General features: G+C 67.8%; 18 protein-coding genes and 1 pseudogene. 9 read left to right on the forward strand and 10 right to left on the reverse strand.

Annotated elements, in window-relative coordinates; genetic code table 11:
* Positions 1 to 78: 78 nt before the first annotated feature.
* Complete coding sequence (locus tag ACTXPP_RS02250) at positions 79 to 507, reverse strand: Lrp/AsnC family transcriptional regulator (protein ID WP_301496651.1); 429 nt, start codon at positions 505 to 507, stop codon at positions 79 to 81.
* 83 nt (positions 508 to 590) lie between these two features.
* Here ACTXPP_RS02250 and ACTXPP_RS02255 point away from each other — a divergent pair, with 83 nt between their 5' ends.
* Complete coding sequence (locus tag ACTXPP_RS02255; RefSeq protein WP_301496649.1) at positions 591 to 1,262, forward strand: LysE family translocator; 672 nt, start codon at positions 591 to 593, stop codon at positions 1,260 to 1,262.
* Positions 1,263 to 1,361: 99 nt separating this feature from the next.
* Here the strand turns inward: ACTXPP_RS02255 and ACTXPP_RS02260 are convergent, their stop codons facing one another.
* From ACTXPP_RS02260 to purB, 3 genes and pseudogenes are all read right to left on the reverse strand, one after another.
* Positions 1,362 to 2,090, reverse strand: coding sequence for a VIT1/CCC1 transporter family protein (locus tag ACTXPP_RS02260; RefSeq protein WP_443340673.1), 729 nt, complete (start codon positions 2,088 to 2,090; stop codon positions 1,362 to 1,364).
* Between the two features lie 67 nt (positions 2,091 to 2,157).
* Positions 2,158 to 2,826, reverse strand: a pseudogene (locus ACTXPP_RS02265) (VIT1/CCC1 transporter family protein).
* A gap of 41 nt (positions 2,827 to 2,867) precedes the next feature.
* Positions 2,868 to 4,307, reverse strand: a complete 1,440-nt coding sequence (gene purB, locus ACTXPP_RS02270; protein WP_443340784.1) for an adenylosuccinate lyase — start codon at positions 4,305 to 4,307, stop codon at positions 2,868 to 2,870.
* Positions 4,308 to 4,437: 130 nt separating this feature from the next.
* On the opposite strand from purB, the gene ACTXPP_RS02275 reads away from it, so the two are divergent.
* The gene (locus ACTXPP_RS02275; protein WP_443340675.1) at positions 4,438 to 5,694 is read left to right on the forward strand and encodes a DUF418 domain-containing protein; all 1,257 of its coding nucleotides are present in this window, start codon (positions 4,438 to 4,440) and stop codon (positions 5,692 to 5,694) included.
* A gap of 38 nt (positions 5,695 to 5,732) precedes the next feature.
* Complete coding sequence (locus tag ACTXPP_RS02280; protein ID WP_301496644.1) at positions 5,733 to 6,104, forward strand: hypothetical protein; 372 nt, start codon at positions 5,733 to 5,735, stop codon at positions 6,102 to 6,104.
* A gap of 111 nt (positions 6,105 to 6,215) precedes the next feature.
* Here the strand turns inward: ACTXPP_RS02280 and ACTXPP_RS02285 are convergent, their stop codons facing one another.
* From ACTXPP_RS02285 to purD, 6 genes are read right to left on the reverse strand one after another with little or no spacing between them, the layout of a single operon-like run.
* Positions 6,216 to 6,476, reverse strand: a complete 261-nt coding sequence (locus ACTXPP_RS02285) for a Txe/YoeB family addiction module toxin (protein ID WP_301520688.1) — start codon at positions 6,474 to 6,476, stop codon at positions 6,216 to 6,218.
* Positions 6,477 to 6,478: 2 nt separating this feature from the next.
* Entirely contained in the window at positions 6,479 to 6,820 is a 342-nt protein-coding gene (locus ACTXPP_RS02290) for a type II toxin-antitoxin system Phd/YefM family antitoxin (RefSeq protein WP_443340677.1), read from the reverse strand.
* A gap of 54 nt (positions 6,821 to 6,874) precedes the next feature.
* The gene (locus tag ACTXPP_RS02295) at positions 6,875 to 7,681 is read right to left on the reverse strand and encodes an Fpg/Nei family DNA glycosylase (protein WP_443340679.1); all 807 of its coding nucleotides are present in this window, start codon (positions 7,679 to 7,681) and stop codon (positions 6,875 to 6,877) included.
* On the reverse strand, positions 7,674 to 8,909 hold the full coding sequence (locus tag ACTXPP_RS02300) for a YbjN domain-containing protein (protein ID WP_443340682.1): 1,236 nt from the start codon (positions 8,907 to 8,909) through the stop codon (positions 7,674 to 7,676). The genes ACTXPP_RS02295 and ACTXPP_RS02300 overlap by 8 nt, the downstream gene beginning before the upstream one ends.
* Before the next feature lie 27 nt (positions 8,910 to 8,936).
* Positions 8,937 to 9,788 carry a hypothetical protein gene (locus ACTXPP_RS02305; RefSeq protein ID WP_443340684.1) on the reverse strand — a complete coding sequence of 284 codons (852 nt, stop codon included), beginning with the start codon at positions 9,786 to 9,788 and terminating at the stop codon, positions 8,937 to 8,939.
* A 21-nt stretch (positions 9,789 to 9,809) separates the two neighbouring features.
* Complete coding sequence (purD, locus tag ACTXPP_RS02310) at positions 9,810 to 11,099, reverse strand: phosphoribosylamine--glycine ligase (RefSeq protein ID WP_443340685.1); 1,290 nt, start codon at positions 11,097 to 11,099, stop codon at positions 9,810 to 9,812.
* 32 nt (positions 11,100 to 11,131) lie between these two features.
* Between purD and ACTXPP_RS02315 the strand changes: the two genes are divergently transcribed.
* The 6 genes from ACTXPP_RS02315 (at position 11,132) to ACTXPP_RS02340 (ending at position 18,211) form a co-directional block, all read left to right on the forward strand.
* Positions 11,132 to 11,629 carry an HIT family protein gene (locus ACTXPP_RS02315; RefSeq protein ID WP_301498960.1) on the forward strand — a complete coding sequence of 166 codons (498 nt, stop codon included), beginning with the start codon at positions 11,132 to 11,134 and terminating at the stop codon, positions 11,627 to 11,629.
* The gene (locus ACTXPP_RS02320) at positions 11,556 to 12,746 is read left to right on the forward strand and encodes an esterase/lipase family protein (protein ID WP_301498962.1); all 1,191 of its coding nucleotides are present in this window, start codon (positions 11,556 to 11,558) and stop codon (positions 12,744 to 12,746) included. The genes ACTXPP_RS02315 and ACTXPP_RS02320 overlap by 74 nt, the downstream gene beginning before the upstream one ends.
* A 424-nt stretch (positions 12,747 to 13,170) precedes the next feature.
* Positions 13,171 to 13,815: a PadR family transcriptional regulator gene (locus ACTXPP_RS02325; RefSeq protein WP_443340688.1), complete on the forward strand. Its 645-nt coding sequence runs from the start codon at positions 13,171 to 13,173 to the stop codon at positions 13,813 to 13,815.
* A complete protein-coding gene (locus tag ACTXPP_RS02330; RefSeq protein WP_301499017.1) occupies positions 13,812 to 14,549 on the forward strand; it encodes an ABC transporter ATP-binding protein in 738 nt (245 codons plus the stop codon). Before ACTXPP_RS02325 ends, ACTXPP_RS02330 begins: the two co-directional genes overlap by 4 nt.
* Before the next feature lie 5 nt (positions 14,550 to 14,554).
* On the forward strand, positions 14,555 to 17,263 hold the full coding sequence (locus tag ACTXPP_RS02335) for an ABC transporter permease (protein ID WP_443340690.1): 2,709 nt from the start codon (positions 14,555 to 14,557) through the stop codon (positions 17,261 to 17,263).
* 69 nt (positions 17,264 to 17,332) lie between these two features.
* A complete protein-coding gene (locus ACTXPP_RS02340; protein WP_301497449.1) occupies positions 17,333 to 18,211 on the forward strand; it encodes an alpha/beta hydrolase in 879 nt (292 codons plus the stop codon).
* Positions 18,212 to 18,380 lie beyond the last annotated feature (169 nt).

The following is an 18,380-nucleotide window of genomic DNA, read 5'->3' on the forward strand; positions in this document are numbered from 1 at the left end:
TGTCAGAAGCGTGGGATGGATCGCTGGTTTTCCGTTCGGATCACAGCGATTCATCCCACGTTTCTGACATGGCCTGGTTCAGAGGCGCTTCATCACCATCGTGGAGGTCAACCGCTCGACCCCGGGGAGTGTGCCCAGCACCGTGTCGTAGAGCTCCTGGTATCCGGCCAGATCGTTGGTCAGGGTGCGAAGCATGTAGTCGGTCTCGCCGAACATGCGCTCGGCGGAGACGATGGCCTCCTGCTCAACCACCGCCTTCTCGAACGCGGCGATGGTGGACTGGTCCGTCCGCCCCATGGTCACCATGACCACCGCCTCGAAGGACAGCCCCAGCTTCGTCGGATCCACCTCCGCGCGGTAGCCGAGGATCACACCGCTGGACTCGAGTTCCTTCAGCCGTCGGTGACAGGTGGACACACTCAGGCGAACCCGGGCGGCGAGGTCGGTGACACTGATCCGCCCGTCCTCACGTAGCAGTGAAATTATTTGCCGATCAATCTTGTCCATCTGGTTAATTATTGCATAGATTCCAGTGTTAGCTCGAAAAGTTCGAAACACTTTGCCGGGATTCCGCAATAGACTTGTGACCTGTGGAAACAGCTCTCGTCCTGCAGTTCGCCGTCACCGCCGGCCTCTTCGCCCTCATGCCCGGAGCCGACTGGGCCTACGCCATCGGCGCCGGCCTGAAGTCGCCGTCCTCACGTGCCCTGGCCGCGCCGGTCCTCGGCCTGGCCAGTGGATACGTGATCATGGTCGGGGTCATCGCCGTCGGAATCGGCGCACTCGTCGCCGCCAACCCGGCCGCACTGACCCTGCTCACGGTGATCGGCTCCTGCTACATCATCTACCTGGGCATCAGCACCCTGGTCAGCCTGCGCCGCCCCGCCAGCGCACTGGTCTCTGCCGACGCCGTGTCCGCGACAGGAGGCGGCGCTGCCGGTGACGGATCAACAGACAACGGACTGCTGGGTTCCTACCTGCGTGGCATGGGCGTCAGCGGAATCAACCCGAAGGGCCTGATGCTGCTGCTGGCCCTGCTGCCCCAGTTCCTCACCCCCGGCGGGTGGGCGTCCGGCATCCAGATCACGTTGCTCGGCGGGATCTTCATCATCGAGGCACTGCTGGTCTACTCCGGTGTCGCGGTGCTGGCGCGTGCCCTGCTGCAGAGTCGACCTCGCCTGAACCTCGCGGTCAGTCTCGGCTCTGGAGTATTCCTCACCGTTTTCGGTGGCTGGCTGCTGGTGGACGCCCTGCTCGTCTGACGTCGGAACCCTGATGTCAGATTCGTGGGACGAATCGCCGTAGGTCCGGGCGAGAACCCAGCGATTCATCCCACTTTGCTGACATGGGTGTATCTGAAGCTAGACATCGAAAAGGGAACCGATGCCGTAGGTCAGGGCGAGCCCCAGCGCACCGCCGACCAACAGCCGCACCGTGGACCGCCGTACCGGGTTGCCCGCCAGCTTCGCCGACAGCGCGCCGGTGATCGCCAGCGTCCCGAGGGTGACCAGGATCAGGATCACCATGCCCCAGGCCTCGGTGCCGAGGAACACCGACAGGATCGGCAGCATCGCCCCAAGCACGAAGGCCGCCGCCGAGGTCCCCGCCGCAGCCCACGGGCTGGTCAGTTCCTCCGAGTCCAGGCCCAGCTCCAGCTGCAGGTGGGCGGCCAACGGGTCCTTGTCACTGATCTCCTGCGCCGCCCGGTCGGCGGTCTCCTTCCCGATGCCGTAGCCCTGCAGGATCTGCGACATCTCCTCGCGCTCCTCGTCCGGCATCTCCCTCAGCTCGCGCGTCTCCTGGGCGATCATGGTGCGCTCACTGTCCCGCTGGGCGGACACCGACACATACTCCCCCAGCGCCATCGACACCGCACCAGCCACCGTGGAGGCCACACCGGCGGTCATCACCGTCGTCGGTTCCGCCCCCGCAGCGATCATCGCCAGCATCATCGCCGAGATCGACACGATGCCGTCATTGGCCCCCAGCACCCCGGCACGGAGCATGTTCAGCTTCGATCCGACGGTCGTGCCGTGCGGTTCGCCGACATGTGGCGGCACCGGCGCGGTGTGGTTCTCCTGCGTAGCCATGTCCCCAGAATAGACCGAAGAAATACACCTTGACCAGCAAGGACAGCCACCCCATGGCAGTGTCAGGCTAACCGTTGAACAAGGTACCGATACCATAGGTGACCGCCAGGCCGACCGCACCACCGGTCAGCAGTCGCCCGGCTGAGCGGGCCACCGGGTTCCCCGCCAGCTTCGCCGACAGTGCCCCGGTCATCATCAGCGTCCCCAAGGTGACCAGGATCAGCGTCAGCACCGCCCACCCTTCCGGGGCGAAGACCGCCGCCAGCATCGGCAACGCCGCGCCGATCAGGAACGAGCCGGACGCCGTCCCCGCCGCCACCCACGGACTGTTCAGCTGTGTGGAGTCCAGCCCGTACTCCGACTGCAGGTGCGCGGGCAGCGGATCATTGGTCTAGATCTCCCGGGCCGCCTTGTCGGCGGTTTCCACGGAGATGCCGAAGTCCTGCAGCAGCTCTGACATCTCCTCCCGCTCCAGGTGCGGGGTCTACTGCAGTTCGGTGGACTCCTGGTCGATCGCGGTGCGCTGGGTGTCGCGCTGGGCGGAGACCGACACGTACTCCGCCACCCCGATCGACACCGCCCCTGCGGTGGTCGCAGCCACCCCGGCGGTCAGCACCGTCGTCGGTTCCGCCCCCGCGGCCACCATGCCCAGCAGCATCGCCGCGATCGAGACGATACCGTCATTGGACCCGTTCACTGCGGCGCGTAGGGCGTTGAGCCTGGCGCTCAGTGACATTCCCTCGGCCACAGTGTCTCTCCCTCTGTCCCGCTACGTCCCTACAGGATCTCGCCCGGGGTGTAGGACGCTGCCTCAGGATGGCGTCCGACAACCTCGTCGACCCGGGCGAGCACCCGGTCGACCTGGTCCTCGGCCGCGCCGATGAAGGCGTGGCGGTCGGCCAGGGAGGTGTTCAGGGCGTCCTCGTCCAACGGCAGCCGCTCGTCGGCGGCGAGGCGCTCGACGAGATCCTGACCGCCACCGTTCTCGCGCATGTTCAGCGCCACGGCCACGGCGTTCTCCTTGATGACCTCGTGTGCGGTCTCGCGGCCGACCCCGGCCCGCACCGCGGCCATGAGGATGCGGGTGGTGGCGAGGAACGGCAGGTAACGCTCCAGCTCACGGTCGATCATGGCGGGGAAGGCACCGAACTCGTCGAGGACGGTGAGGAAGGTCTCGCACATGCCGTCGAAGGCGAAGAAGGCGTCCGGCAGGGCGACACGGCGCACCACGGAGCAGAACACGTCGCCCTCGTTCCACTGGGATCCGGCGAGGTCGGAGGCCATGGTCATGTAGCCGCGCAGGATGATCTGCAGGCCGCCGACACGCTCGCAGGAGCGGGCGTTCATCTTGTGCGGCATCGCGGAGGAGCCGACCTGGCCCTCCTTGAAGCCCTCGGTGACGGTCTCGTTGCCGGCCATCAGGCGGATCGTCATCGACAGCGAGGACATCGACGCGCCGACCTCGACGAGGGCGGACAGGGCGTCGAAGTCGAGGGACCGGGGGTACACCTGGCCCACGGAGTCGAAGATGCGGGAGAAGCCGAGCTCGTCGGCGATGGTGCGCTCCAGGCCGGCGAGCTTCTCGGTGTCGCCACCGAGCAGGTCGAGCATGTCCTGGCTGGTGCCCATCGGGCCCTTGATGCCGCGCAGCGGGTAGCGGTCCAGCAGGTTCTCGATGCGCTCGATACCCAGCAGCAGTTCATCGGCGGCGGAGGCGAAGCGCTTGCCCAGCGTGGTGGCCTGCGCGGCGACGTTGTGGGAGCGTCCTGCCATGACCTGGGACTTGTAGTCGCTGGCGAGGCGGGCGATCTGGGCGAGCACGGCGACGGCCTTGTCGCGGGCGATGCTCAGCGACTGGTGGATCTGCAGCTGCTCGACGTTCTCGGTGAGGTCGCGACTGGTCATCCCCTTGTGGATGTCCTCGTGACCGGACAGGGCGTTGAACTCCTCGATGCGGGCCTTGACGTCGTGGCGGGTGACCTTCTCCCGCTCGGCGATGGAGGCCAGGTCGATCTGGTCGATGACCTTCTCGTAGTCGTCGACGGCACCCTCGGCGATGTCGACGCCCATCTCCTTCTGCGCCTTCATCACCGCGATCCACAGGCGTCGCTCGGCGAGGATCTTGTCCTCTGCGCTCCAGATGGCGGTCAGTTCGGGAGAGGCGTATCGGTTCGCCAGGACATTCGAGATCTTCTTCTTGTCAGCCACGTGCTCCAGTATCCCACATGTGTGCAGGTCCGCGTCCACCGCTGTGCACCCCCACATGGGACTACCTGACTTTCGGCACTGTCGGGCCCGCGACTGCCCGGCCCATCCTGGAAGTACACCACCCGAAAGGACAGGCATCATGACGACCACCGACACCCCGACGGTCCGTCCTACCGGTCTCACCGGCCGGGCGCCGGCACCGGACCTCGCCCGCGGGTTCATGCTGTTGTTCATCGCCCTGGCGAACACCCCCTTCTACCTCTACGGGCGGGAGCAGTCCGAGGCCGGCTTCCACCCGGTCGACGGCTCGGTGTCCGACAAGGTCGTCCAGGCATTCACCATCATCGTCGTCGATCTGCGGGCATACCCGATGTTCGCGGTGCTGTTCGGCTACGGCCTGGTGATGATCTACCGGCGCCAACAAGAGGCAGGACGCTCCGAGCGCGACGCGTTCCGGTTACTGCAGCGCCGTAAACTGTGGCTGCTCGTCTTCGGCGCGGTCCATGCACTGCTGCTCTCCGGCGGTGACGTCCTGGGCGCCTACGGGCTGTGCGGACTTCTGATGGTGTGGCTGTTCCTGCGTCGCTCCGACCGGGCGCTGAAGATCGTGATCTGGATCGGCACCGGACTCCTGGTTGCTCTCGCGGCCCTGACCGCGTTCTCGTTGCTCAGCTATCTGGCCGCAGACGATCCGGTGTCCACCGACGGCGGCGGGGCGCTGCCAGAGATCTTCTTCGAGGACGCGACCTCGGAGTGCTATCTCACCACGGCGCTGGTGCGGATCATGACCTGGCCCATGATGGTGCTCGTGATCCAGGGGCCGGTCACCCTGGTGGTGCCGGTGTCCATCCTCGTCAGTGTCCTTCTGGCCCGGCACCGGGTCCTCAAGGAGCCGGGACGTCATCGGCGCCTGCTGCGGACGCTCGCCGTCACCGGCATCGGCATCGCCTGGGTCGGCGCACTTCCGCACGCCCTGGCGCATATCGGTGTCATCGAGGGGTTGGACGACGTGATCGGGGTATTCGCCGCGATACAGCTGGCGACCGGCCTGGCCGGCGGCGTGGGCTATGCGGCCCTGTTCGGACTCATCGGCCACCGGGTGTCCGCACGATCGCAGGGCACGCTCGGCTCCGTCGGCTCCGTCGGCTCGGCGATCTCCGCGTTGGGGAAGCGGTCGATGACCGGTTACCTCGCCCAGTCGGTGATCTTCACGCCGCTGCTCGCCGCATGGGGTTTCGGTCTCGGCGCGTCGCTGACCAGCACCACCATGGCTCTCGTTGCCGTCGGCGGTTGGCTGGTGACCGTCGCTCTCGCCGTCGCCATGGAGCGACGAAACTACCGCGGACCTGCGGATACACTGATGCGACGGCTCGTCTACCGGCCGACGAAACAGTAGCGGGGCCCGCCTCGTCGAGGGTCGTCCAGGGTGGACTTATGCTTTCTCTCCACTCTCCTCAGAAACTCGTCGCCCTCGCGGTTCCCCTCACTGCCGCCGCCCTCATTCTCGGCGCCTGTTCCGCGAATGACTCGTCCGACAGCGACAACGACACCGTCCTCGGCGAGGTGGCCGAGGACGGTACCTGCGACCCGGACGTCATCTCACTGACGGATCCCCCGGCCCACCATCAGGAGGCTGTCAACGACAACCCGGACCAGGACCACCTGACCATTCAATACATGGGCGACAGCGATGCTCCCGACGCATACGTCGAAGCCGAAGCCATCAGCGACGTACCGGCGGACCCGGATGGCCCGCCCCGAGACAGCACGATCACTGCAGGGTTCCCACCCCGGGTGGAGAAGTGACCTTGAGCCTCGGAAACGCCACACTGTCAGAGATCTCCCACCTCGAGATCACCGCGACGCTCGACGACGGCGGCACCGAGACCTGCACCATCGACGTGGAGTAACGCTCACTCACCGACCGTAGTGGTACCGGCAGGACACGATCTGGACCTGCTTCTCCGTCACCCGGTAGACCAACTGATGTTCATCAGTGATCCGCCGTGACCCGAACCCCGAGAAGTCATCTTTCAGTGGTTCCGGCTTACCGATCCCCTCATTACCGTTCCTCATGACATCCGCGATCAGCGTGTTGATCCGTTTCAGTACCTTGCGGTCCTGTTTCTGCCACCACAGGTAGTCCTCCCACCCCGCCGTGGACCACACCAGCAGCATGCTCACTCCCCCGCGTACTCCTGTGCGTCCTGTGTGTTCTGTGTGTTCTGTGTGTTCTGTGTGTTCTGTGTGTTGCCGCTCGGATCCTCATCCGGCTCAAAAAGCTCGTGCGCAGTCCCCGCCCCTGCATCCAACTCATCCATGGCGTCGAGAATCCGCCGCGCATTGGCCGGCGACCGCATCAGGTAGGCGGTCTCACGAAGTGACTCGTAATCGTCCAGGGACACCATGACCACCGGTTCATGCCCCGCCCTGGCGATCACCACCGGATCCCTGTCCTCAGCCACCGAGTCCAGGATCTCCGCGTACCGCTTGCGGGATTCGGCGAAGTTCATCGTCCGCATCACAGCACCTCCTTCGTAGGTACAGAAAACTGTGCCTCTTGACGATCCCTCTGGCTACCCCGGCTGGCAGACCGGGCACCAGTAGATCTTGCGTGCTGCCATCTCCCCGGTCTCCACGGGCGTACCACACACGTGGCAGGGCAGACCGGCACGCCGGTAGACGTACACCTCGCCGCCGTGGTCGTCCTTGCGCGGCTCCCGCCCCATCGCCTCCGGGGTGTGCTCGGCACGCACCGTGTCGATGCGTCCGGTCTCCTCCCCTTCGGCCATCAGTTCCACCAGGTCATCCCAGATCGCGGTGAGTTCCTCCTCACTGAGGGACTTTCCCGGCAGCGTGGGGCCCAGCCCCAACCGGAACAGCACCTCGGTGCGGTAGATACTGCCGACCCCGGGGTACAGCGACTGGTCCATCAGCAGCGCGCCGATCGGCTTGGCGGAACGCCGGGTACGGGCGAACACCGCCTCAAGCTTCGCCGGATCCACAGGTCGCAGTGGGTCCGCGCCGAGCTTCGCCAGCGCAGCGTCCTGCTCCACCGGGTCAATCAGGACGCACCGTTGCGGCCCACGCAGGTCCGCGGCGACGTCGTCGGAGGCGATGCGCAACCGCACCTGGCCGCGCGGTTCGGACAGCGGTTCGAAGGTCAGCGTGCCGATCAGCCCGAGGTGGATGTGCACGATACCGGCCGGGAAGTGGATGAACAGGTGCTTTCCCCACGCCTCGGCCTCCTCCATGACACTGCCGTCGAGCATCGCCGCTTCCGTCGTCCAGCGTCCCTGCGGGGAGCTGACCTGGACTTCCTTACCGGCGAACTCTTTGTTGAGCATGCGGGCCAGCCGGTGGATGACATGGCCCTCAGGCATCAGTCACCTCACCGAGCTCGCCGCCGGTCGACCCGCCGGTGACCTCGGCGACCAGACCGTCGAAACGGGCGCCGACCTGTGCCCCGGCGGTGGCCAGCACCGCGGCCAGCTGAGCGTCGTGCATCCCGGCGCCGACCGGACGGTGCAGCGCGCTGGTCATGATGACGTCGCCGGAGTCGCCGGAGTCGCCGGAGTCGCCGGTGACCACGCTGACCACCCCGTCAGGGTCGGTGTTGACCTGACCGCACACCGCACGCAGCCAGTCCAGCGCCTCGGCCGGGACCTCACCAGCGTCACCAAACGCCGCGCCGGTGGTGACGGTGAGCGTGCCGTCGTGCAGGGCGATGTCGGGTGCGGCGGCACCGACGGTGCGGACGTAGCCGTTGCCGCGGCGTCCGGACGCCCCGTTCTCCTTGATGCTCACGGTCTCACCGGGGACCACGGCGGCGATGCGGTCGAGGGTCAGCGGCTCGCCGGCGACCAGGGCGGTGCTGCCCGCGGTATCAGGGGCGTCGGAGCCACCCGTGTCTGCGTCTGCGCCTGCGTCTGGGTCCTCTCCACCCTCCGCGTCCGCGTCCTCGGACGGTTCCTCGGCCGCGTCCTCCAGCTCGACCCGTGCCGCGTCCGGGAACTGCTCGTCCAGGAACTCGGTGACCTGCGACAACCCGGCCAGCGCCCGACGCACCCACTCGTCGACCTGCGCCGGGCTCACCCCGGCCGAGCAATCCATCACGGAATCGAGGTGGACGCGGGCATCACCGTCGACGTCGAGCACCGCCACCGCCCGCGGCACCGTGTGCCGGGCATTCCAGTCGTTCAGGACGCGACGATGCTCCTCGGCGTCCCCGTCCAACACACCGTCCCAGTCGGCACTGAGCACCAGGGACAGCGGCGAGCGACCCAGGAGCACCGCGGCATCCTTGTCCTCGACCTGCAGCAACAGCACCGCCCGGGTGTCTGCGTCAGTCACTGCGGCACCGTCAGCGCCTTCGGCCCCCTGCTGCGTGAAGTCGCACCCGACCCGGACCAACGCCCGACGCAGTTCTGCGGACACCTCCGCCGCATCGGTCAGCATCGCCACCGTTGAACTGGCGGTTCCGGCGGATCCGGCGGACACTGGAGCCCGGCCAGCCCGGCCAGCCCGTCCAGCCTCTCCGGCCCGACCAGCCTGCCCGGCCTGTGCCTTCTGTGCCGCCTGCGCGCGCTTGTCCCGCCGTCGTCCGAACATCTGCCCCGTCTCTCCTACCTGCTCCAGCTACTCGTCCGACTCATCTGACTCGTCCGCATCATCTGGATCACCGGTGACCTCGACAATCTGGTCCACCTGGCGGTCCACGATGTCCATCAGGATCCGCGGTTCCTCGATGCCACTGGCGGACACCCGGAACCCGATGTCGCCGACGGTGCCGACGACCAGGGACGTCGGTTCGTCCCCACCCGGGGCCTGAGAATCACCGACGATGGTGATGACCTGCACGCCCTCGGCACCGATCACCTCGGTCTCCTCGGCCGAGACCTGGTAGGTCGTCGCCGGGGTTCCCGGGTCCGCCTCATTTTCCTGTGTGAAGGACTCACACACCGACAGGTCGTCCGGCACCGCGAGCGCCTCCGGGTCGGTGGAGACCATGGCCTGCACCACCGCCGGATCGCGCTCGTCATGCGGCAGGAACTCCACCGCGGCAGTGGTGTCGGAATGCTCACGCAGATCCATCAGCACGCTGACCGCCGTCGGTGACAATGTGGCGCACTCGGCAGGGTCGGTCACCGTGGCATCGGCGATCTCGCGGAGTTCGTCGAACTGCTCGTCGTCGCCGAGGAGCTCGGCCACGTCATTCCAGCTGTAGCCGGCCGGTGAAGCCGAATCGGTGAGCATCAGGTCGGACGGTGCGGGTGCGCCGCCGGAACCACTGCCGCCGCCGCTACCTGTACCGCCACCAGCGGCACCGTCACCGTCGTCGTCACTGCCGCACGCGGCCAGTCCGCCACCAGCCACCAGGGCCAGTGCCAGCCCCAGGCCGGCACCTCTGCTGACCCGGTGCGTCCTGCCTGTCGCGTTCGACCTGTTCGTCGTACTCGCCGTACTCGTCCTACGCGTCCAGCTACGCATGGCCCACCTTTGTACCCGGGTTCACTCCGGGATGCTGATCCGGCCCTCGACCGCGGCCAGACCGATGTCGGATCGGTAGTGCCCACCGGGCAGGTCGATGTTCTCCAGCTCGGCATAGGCCGCGGCACGGGCCTCCTCCAACGTTTCGCCGTGGGCGATGACGTTCAGGACGCGACCGCCGGCCGACACCAGGCCGCCCTCACGCTCCGGGTCGTCGGCGACACCGGCAGCGCGGACGCCACGGGCCTCGTCGCCGGCAGCGGCACCGGAGATCGGCGCCCCGGTGACCGGGGACTCCGGGTAGCCCTCGGCGGCGAGCACCACGGTCACGGCGTAGCCGTCGCGCCAGACCAGCGACTCCAGCTGGTCCAGGGTGCCGGTGGCCACGGCGTTGAGCACCCCGCCCAGCGGGGTCTCCAGCAGGCCCAGCACCGCCTGGGTCTCCGGGTCACCGAAGCGGCAGTTGAACTCCACCACGGCCGGGCCTTCGGAACCCCACGCCAGACCGGCGTAGAGCAGGCCGGAGAACGGGCAACCCTCGGCGACCATCTGCTTGGCGACCGGCACGCAGACCTCGTCGACGATGCGCTGCACACCGTCGGCCGGCAGCCACGGCAGCGGGGTGTAGGCACCCATGCCGCCGGTGTTCGGGCCCTCGTCGTTGTCGCCGACGCGCTTGTGGTCCTGGGCGGGCAGCAGCGGGACGACGGTCTCGCCGTCGACCAGGCAGAACAGGGAGACCTCCGGGCCGTCCAGGAAGCTCTCCAGCAGCACCGGGTTACCACCGGCATGGACGTCGTGGACGTGCGCGATCGCGACGTCCCGGTCGGGGGTGACCACGACACCCTTGCCGCCGGCGAGGCCGTCGTCCTTCACCACCCAGGTGGGGCCGAAGCGGTCGATCGCGGCGGCGATGTCAGCGTCCGACGCCCCCGGGGTGATGGGCTCGGCGTGGGCCGTCCGTACCCCGGCGGTGGCCATGACCTCCTTTGCGAAAGCCTTGGAGCCCTCGATGCGGGCGGCGGCGGCCGAGGGGCCGAACACGGCGAAGCCCTCTGCGCGCAAGGCGTCGGCGACACCTGCGACCAGCGGGATCTCCGGACCGATGACCACCAGGTCAGCGGCGAGCTCGCGGGCCAGGGCCACGACAGCCTCGGCGTCATCACCCTTGATCCCCGGGTGCTGGGTGGCGACACCGGCGATGCCTGGATTGCCGGGGGCGACGTGCAGCTCGGTGACCTGCGGGTCGGTGGACAGTGAAAAGGCCAGGGCGTGTTCGCGGGCTCCATTGCCGATGACGAGTGTGCGCATGGTCACCGAGTTTAACCGCTACGATCAAGAGCATGTCTACCGCACCATCAGTGTTCAGCAAGATCATCTCCGGCGAGCTGCCCGGCCGCTTCGTCTACCGTGACGAGACCGTCGCCGCCTTCCTGACCATCGAACCGGTCACCTACGGCCACACCCTGGTCGTCCCGGTCGAGGAAGTCGACAAGTGGACCGACGCCGACCCGTCGCTGTGGGCGCACCTCAACGAGGTGGCGCAATACGTGGGCAAGGCCATCGTCGACGAGTTCGACGCCCCACGCGCCGGCTACCTCATCGCCGGTTTCGAGGTGCCGCACGCACACATCCACGTCTTCCCCGCCGCCGACATGTCCGGCTACAACCTGGCCAATGCGCTGGGGATGAACGACACCGACGCCGACGAGATGGACGCCGCCGCCGAGAAGATCCGCGCCGGCCTGCGTGCCCAGGGTGTGACCGGTGTCGCCGGTGGCTCTGCCGGCGACGCTGTCGGCGACGCTGTCGGCGACGCTGTCGGCGACCCTGGCGAGTGAGTCACCGATGAGCGGTAAGCAGAGTGAGAGTCCGAGGCGGCCCCACATCGCCGACGACCTGGTGGACCAGCTGGACGAATCCGTCCGTGAGCAGGTGGAGCTGTCCGGGGGCTTCCTCGACGACGAGACCATCGAGTCCATCACCCACGCCATCGCGGCGAACGCCGAGCTCCAGGAGCAGGCGAACAAGAAGGTGAAGGAGACCGTCGGCCCGGCGAAGGCCTTCCTTGAACAGCTCTCGAGCTTCACCGACGGGGTGCGCACCACCCTGGAGCTGCCGTCACGCCTGCTGCCGAAGACTCCGCAGTTGCCGGGGCGTCCTGAAGGAATCCCTATCGGTGCACGCGCCTACACCGTCGGTTGCGTCGACGACCTGTGGCATGCGAAACCGTCGCCGGAGCGTCCGTACCCGGTGGTGCTGATCCACGGCACGATCTCCTCGAAGAACGCCTGGCAGAACCTGGTTCTGACCCTCCGCGACCAGGGCTATGTCGTCTTCGCACCGGACTACGGGATGCACGGCACGCAGGACGTCCTGGATTCTGCGGCGGACATCGATGCCTACCTCACCCAGGTGCTGGCGGCGACCGGTGCCGAGAAGCTCGACATCGTGGCACATTCCCAGGGCGGACTGATCGCCCGGTACTGGATCAACGAGATGGGCGGGGCAGACAAGGTGCACCACCTGGTGACGCTGTCGGCCCCGCACCACGGCACCACGGTGCGCGGGCTGCTGGCTGAAGTGCTGACCGCCAATGAGACCACTGCCCGGGTGGCGGAGTCGGTGGTGACCCGGTTCATGGGGCCGGCCGGAATGCAGCAGGTCGTGGGGTCGCCGCTGATTGAGACGATGACGACCGGGCCGGAGACCCGCCCGGGCATCCGCTACTCGTGTCTGGCCACGCGCAACGACACCACGGTGGTGCCTTTCGAGACCGCGTTCCTGGAGGCTGACGCGGACGGGGGTGCCGACCCGGACACCGCTGCCCCGGCGCGGGTGTGGAACGCATTCGTGCAGGACCACAGGGTGGGACGCGTCCGCCACGACGAGATGCCGGCGAATGAGCAGGTCCAGGAGTTGGTCGCGAAGATCCTCGCGGAGGGCCTGAGCGACTGAGGTCACCCCTCGCCCACTCTCCCCTCCTCCCGCAGCCCCTCGGACTCCCACTCCCGCAGCCCTCGGACTCCCACTCCCGCCCCCGGGTGGTTCTGCCCCTTTCCGGCCACCTGGGAGCGGGAGTTTCAGCTCCGGTATCGCTCAGTGTCCCCATTTCGGTCGTCCCACGTGTAGTGAGATGACCGAAATGGGGACACTTAGCGTCTTAGCGCCTTAGCGCCCCCAAGGCCCAGCATCCCAGTACTCGCCGTCTTCCCGGAACTCGCCCGGCGAATCGGATCGTCGCCAGTCACTTGCAGCCCTACTGCTTACCGAGTAAGTTACCGGGTAACTTACCCGGTAAGTCGACCGCGAGACCTACTGACAGCCGGGTGACACCACTGAACCGAAGCCACCCGGAAACGGACGGAAACCCCGGTAGCCCATGTCCATCAAGTTCGCCCTCCTCAGCCTGCTGGCCGAGCAACCGGCCAGCGTCGGCCAACTCAAGAGCACCTTTGAACAGCGCACCCACGACACCTGGCCGGTGAATGTGGGGCAGGTGTACCAGACCGTCCAACGTCTCCTGCGCGACGGACTCGTGGAGATCACCACCGACAGCAGCGGCACCGCCCCCGGCTCCGGACCGTCCGGCCGCCAGCCAGGCCGCCACACCGAGGTCTTCGTCCCCACCGCCGACGGCCTGGCCGAACTCAACCACTGGTGGCGGGAACCCATCCTCCCCCCACCGAATGACCGCGACGATCTGGTCATCAAGACCGCCATGGCCGCAGCTACCACACCCGGCTCCCTGCCAGCTGGGCTGAGCTTCACTGACGTCCTCCACGAGCAACGCCTCGCCGTCCTCGGTGAACTGCGCGAGCTGACCATCCGCAAGGCCCAGATCCCGCCGAGCACCGCTGCCGACCGGCTGCAGCTGGAGCGACGCATCTTCGACCTGGAATCCCAGATCCGGTGGCTCGACCAGATCGAACAGTTCCCCGCCGCACCACCGACAGCGCCCTCCCCCTCCACGACCGACTCCCCCGTCACCTCGAACCCCACCGACCCGACCCAGGAGCCCTCATGAGCCGCCCGAACTCCTCCTCCCCTCTCTCCCCGCAGCGACTGGCCGGCACCGAACAGTCCACCGAAGCCGCAGCCCTGCACCTTGAACAGGTCAGCCGTTTCCATGAGGACGGCCCGACCGTGGTCACCGCCCTCGACCGCGTCACCCTGACCGTGGAGCCCGGTGAACTCGTCGCGGTGATGGGACCGTCCGGCTCCGGCAAGTCCACCCTGCTCAACGTCGCCGGCACACTCGACACCGCCAGCGACGGGCGCGTCCTGATCGGCGGGGTGGATGTCTCCCACCTCACCCCTAAGGCCCGTGCCGAGGTGCGCCGCACCCACGTCGGTTATGTCTTCCAGCACTACAACCTGATCCCCACCCTCACCGTCGCCGAGAACATCTCCCTGTCGCTGGAGCTCAACGGCACCTCGCGGCAGGACGCCCGCGCCACCGCCCTGGCCTCCCTCGAGGAGATCGACCTGGCGTCCATCGCCGACCGGTTCCCCTCCGAAATCTCCGGCGGCCAGCAGCAGCGCGTCGCCGTGGCCCGCGCCCTGGTCGGCGACCGCCACCTCATCCTCGCCGACGAACCCACCGGTGCCCTCGACTCGGTGACCGCTGAGTCGGTGATGGCACTGATCCGCTCCCGCGTGGACCAGGGTGCCGCCGGCCTGCTGGTCACCCACGAGCCCCGGTTCGCCGCCTGGGCCGACCGCACCGTGCACCTGCGGGACGGGAAGGTCGTGAAGTGAGCCCCGTGACATCGACACCCGAACCAACTCCGCAGTCAAACTCCCGATCCAGCGCCCGAACATCATCCCTCACCGCCAGACTGCGCCGCGCGCAGGTGGCGATGCGCCTGGCCCGTCGCGACCTGAGCCGCCACAAGATCCGCACCCTCGTCGGTGTACTGCTCTTCGCCCTGCCGGTGGCTCTGACCGTCGGATTCTTCTCCATGGTCGAGAGCTACGACAAAGGCCAGGCCAACGCGCCCTTGGACAACGCCGGCTACGTCAATTTCCACGTCGCCTCCCCCGAGGACGCCTCCTTCGAGGACGGTGCAGTCGACGACACCCGCTACGAGCGGGACGCCTCCGAGTGGCTCGACACGACCGGAACGGTCCTGCGTGACATCCTCGGCGACCAGACGGACGCCTTGTCCCCCGGCCTGTTCCACACCGGCGAGGCCTCCCACGGCGACCGGTCCGGCGAGATCAGCGTCATGAGCGTGACCGACCCCGCTGACGGTGGCGATCCGGTCGTTCCCGCCGGTGAGATCTTCCTCTCGAAGCAGGACGCCTACCTGCTCGACGTCTCCACCGGCGACACCGTCACCGTCGATGGTGCCGAGCTGACCGCAACGGTGACCCGCGCCTGGGGAACCTCGGCCGCCAACGCCGCCGACGTAGCGTCCGACGACATCACCGGCAGCATCCAGTGGTACTACCCGGCCGACCCGGACATCAGCCAGGACATCCACCAGGCGCTCTCCGGGTCGATATCGGAGTTGCGCGCCGACGGCTACGAGGCCTGGCCCCAGGAGCCTGTCGAACGCTCCCACCAGACGATCGACTATGGCCGCTGGACGAGCCTGGACGGAGGGCTGTCCGACAACGCCGAGATGATACTCACTGTGGTCAGCGTCGCGGTGCTGATGATCCTGCTGATCTCCGCGGTGATCTCCCCGGTCTTCGCCGTCGCCGCCCGGCGCCTGCGTCATGCGATGGGACTGCTCAGTGCCGGCGGTGCCGCACCGTCCGACCTGCGTCGAGTCATGCTGGCCCAGGGCGTGCTGGTCTCCGTCGCTGGCGCGGCACTCGGGCTGCTCGGCTCGGTCGGCGTCGGCGCCGCCCTCAACAGCATCATCACCCGGGGCGAGTTCACCTGGGCCTGGGACATCGCGATCCCGGTCGTCCTGGTCACCCTGGTCTGCGGCGTGACCTCCGCCCTGATCCCGGCGATCCGCGCCGGACGCGAGGACCCGGTGCAGGCGCTGGCTGACGGAGGCAGTGAACGCATGACCGGCTTCCGCAAGCGGATGCTGACCGGCATCCCCTTCCTGGTTCTCGGCGCGTTCTGCTGCCTGATCAAATATGACTTCCTGGTGCTCGGCGTCGCACTGCTGGGCATCGGTCTGATCGCAAGCGGCAGCCTGTTGGTCTGGGCGATGTCCTGGATCGGCGGTCGGCTGCCCACCACCGCCCGCCTGGCCGTCCGCGACGGCCAACGCAACCACCACCGGACCATCCCCGCCGTCGCCGCGGTTTCCGGGGTGACTTTCCTGGCCGCGTTGATGATCTCGGTGCCGATCGGCGACCCGGAACCCACCCAGTTCGGCAAGGACGTTGCGATCGTCACCGGCAGCGTCGGCGGGGACGAGACGACCTACGCCGCCGACATCGACACCGTCGCCGACAAGCTTGACGCCCGCGAGAAGACCGCGGTCTCCTCGGTCACGGGCGCGGAACGCAACGGCGAGCAGATGTACCCGTCGGCCCAGCGTCCCGACGGCTACCGAAACCCGGACGCCTACTACTACCCGGACTGGGACAACTTCGGCCCCTACACCCACGGGCTGTCCCTGCAGCAGGACGTCGCGGTGCACGATGGGTCAGCCTTCGCTGCCTTCAACCGCATCCCCACCAACGATGTCAACCGCGCCGAACAGGCCCTGGCCGATGGCAAGGCCGTGGTCGGCGACCCGGACCTGATCACCGACGGGTATGTCAGCATCGACCTGCTGGGAATGGCTTCCGTCGAGGCGTCCTCGTCGGCGTGGGCGGAGGACACCAGCCCGGACTCCGTCCATGACACCACCATCCGGGACCCGGAGGTGATGGACAGCCTGAAGGTCCCGGCGGTGGCCATCGAGTCCGTCGCCGGTGCGTTGGGATCCCCGTTCATCTCCATCTCCCCAGCCACCTCGGAGTCTCTGGACCTGGAGGTCACCTACGAGTCCACCGTGCTACTGATGGAGCACGATGTCTCGACACTGCAGGCCATACTGGTCAGCTCCGGCACCTGGCCGGTGGACCACGACTTCGTTGACGTGGAGACCCCCGGGGTCGACGGTGCACGCGCGGCATTCACCGCCACCCCGATCGTCCTGAGCTGGTTGCTGACCCTGGGCACGGTGCTGCTCGTCGTGCTGTTGGCCACCAACGAGTCGCGCCGCGACATGGCGACGATCACGGCGATGGGTGCGCCGCCCGGAACGCTGCGTCGCTTCTCCGCCACCCAGGCGGTCAGCGTGGCGGCGGTCGGGACGCTGGCCGGCGTGCTCACCGGCCTACTTCCTGCTGCCCTGTTGTGGCTGACCGGTGATCTGCCGGGCTTCCTGACTGCCCGGCAGTGGACCGGGGTCGGGCTGACCGTGCTGATCGGTCCGGTGCTGGCGTGGTTGGCCGGGCAGGCAATCGGGGCGGCGACATCGCGGGACGACCAGGTCGCCCAACGGCGGGGCTAGGGGTTTCTCGCCCAGCCGTGCCATACTCATGGGATGTACCAATCATCCCAACCGCCCATCCTCAGTCGAGTGCTGAGCAGACTCCAGGCGCCCTCGGCCCCGTGGGCGGACTCGGAGATGACCGACACCGCCGGACGCTACGGCGTCGCCGGAGCGTCCGACGTACCCGGCACGTCCGTTGCGCCCGCCTCGTCCGGCGCGTCCGGCACGTCCGACCACTCCCCGATCGTGCTGGTCCACGGCACCGCCGGTAGCCGGGCCAATTTCGAGGAGTCCGCCCCGGTCATCAAGACGTCCGGACGCCCGGTCCTCTCAGTCTCCTACGGCCACCGCGGAACGACCGATATCCGCTGGTCGCTGGAGGAGGTCATCGCCCAGCTGAGCATCCTGACGGACCGCTACGGCAGCATCGACCTGGTCGGACACTCCCAGGGCGGGCTGCTGTCGCTGGCGGCGTCCGGCATCCTCAACGAGGCGGCGTCAGCACCCCGGATCGACCACGTCGTCGGCCTGGCCGCGGATTTCCGCGGGGTGGCCCGCCCGTGGTTCCGTCCGCCGGAGTCCCCGCTGCTGCGCAGCATCGACCGGGCACTCTGCCCTGCCTTCGCCGACCAGCTCGTCGGTTCCGAGGCACTGGCTGAGGTGCTGCCACACACCGCGACATCACGTGTGCCGGTCACCCAGATCATCACCCGCTTCGACCGGATCGTGCCGGCCGGCCGGGCGGTGGCCTTCACCGCCTTCGATGAACTGTCCGGTGTGCCCGCCCACCAAGGCCCGACCCGCGTCGTCGAGGTACAGGACCACTTCCCGGACGCCCAGTTCGGCCACGCTGTCATGCCGCACCGCCCGGTCGTGGGCCAGTTGGTGGTGGACGCTCTGGCCGCCCCGCCCGTCGACCAGCGCACCGGTGTCCGTGCTGCGGTTGGCTCCGGGGTGACCGGCTGACCTATCCCCACCCCTGCGTGCTCGACCCGGCATGTCGGAAAGGTGGGATCATTTGCCGTTCTCAGGCCCTGAGAGCAGCAGATAGTCCCACCTATCTGAGATCGAGGATCGGGTCAGTGCGGGGTCGGGTCAGAGGCGAGTGCGAGAGCGGGGCGAAGCGGGGCCGGGC

The sequence above is a fragment of the Candidatus Corynebacterium faecigallinarum genome (assembly GCF_052264515.1).
GTDB classification, from domain to species: Bacteria; Actinomycetota; Actinomycetes; order Mycobacteriales; family Mycobacteriaceae; genus Corynebacterium; species Corynebacterium faecigallinarum.

Coding starts and splice junctions, on each gene's coding strand:
- ACTXPP_RS02260 (WP_443340673.1), bottom strand. CDS start 2,090: ATGGCTACGCAGGAGAACCACACCGCGCCGGTGCCGCCACATGTCGGC.
- ACTXPP_RS02275 (WP_443340675.1), top strand. CDS start 4,438: ATGACGACCACCGACACCCCGACGGTCCGTCCTACCGGTCTCACCGGC.
- ACTXPP_RS02330 (WP_301499017.1), top strand. CDS start 13,812: ATGAGCCGCCCGAACTCCTCCTCCCCTCTCTCCCCGCAGCGACTGGCC.
- ACTXPP_RS02325 (WP_443340688.1), top strand. CDS start 13,171: ATGTCCATCAAGTTCGCCCTCCTCAGCCTGCTGGCCGAGCAACCGGCC.
- ACTXPP_RS02300 (WP_443340682.1), bottom strand. CDS start 8,909: ATGTTCGGACGACGGCGGGACAAGCGCGCGCAGGCGGCACAGAAGGCA.
- ACTXPP_RS02295 (WP_443340679.1), bottom strand. CDS start 7,681: ATGCCTGAGGGCCATGTCATCCACCGGCTGGCCCGCATGCTCAACAAA.
- ACTXPP_RS02305 (WP_443340684.1), bottom strand. CDS start 9,788: ATGCGTAGCTGGACGCGTAGGACGAGTACGGCGAGTACGACGAACAGG.
- ACTXPP_RS02315 (WP_301498960.1), top strand. CDS start 11,132: ATGTCTACCGCACCATCAGTGTTCAGCAAGATCATCTCCGGCGAGCTG.
- purD (WP_443340685.1), bottom strand. CDS start 11,099: ATGCGCACACTCGTCATCGGCAATGGAGCCCGCGAACACGCCCTGGCC.
- ACTXPP_RS02290 (WP_443340677.1), bottom strand. CDS start 6,820: ATGCGGACGATGAACTTCGCCGAATCCCGCAAGCGGTACGCGGAGATC.
- ACTXPP_RS02250 (WP_301496651.1), bottom strand. CDS start 507: ATGGACAAGATTGATCGGCAAATAATTTCACTGCTACGTGAGGACGGG.
- ACTXPP_RS02280 (WP_301496644.1), top strand. CDS start 5,733: ATGCTTTCTCTCCACTCTCCTCAGAAACTCGTCGCCCTCGCGGTTCCC.
- ACTXPP_RS02285 (WP_301520688.1), bottom strand. CDS start 6,476: ATGCTGCTGGTGTGGTCCACGGCGGGGTGGGAGGACTACCTGTGGTGG.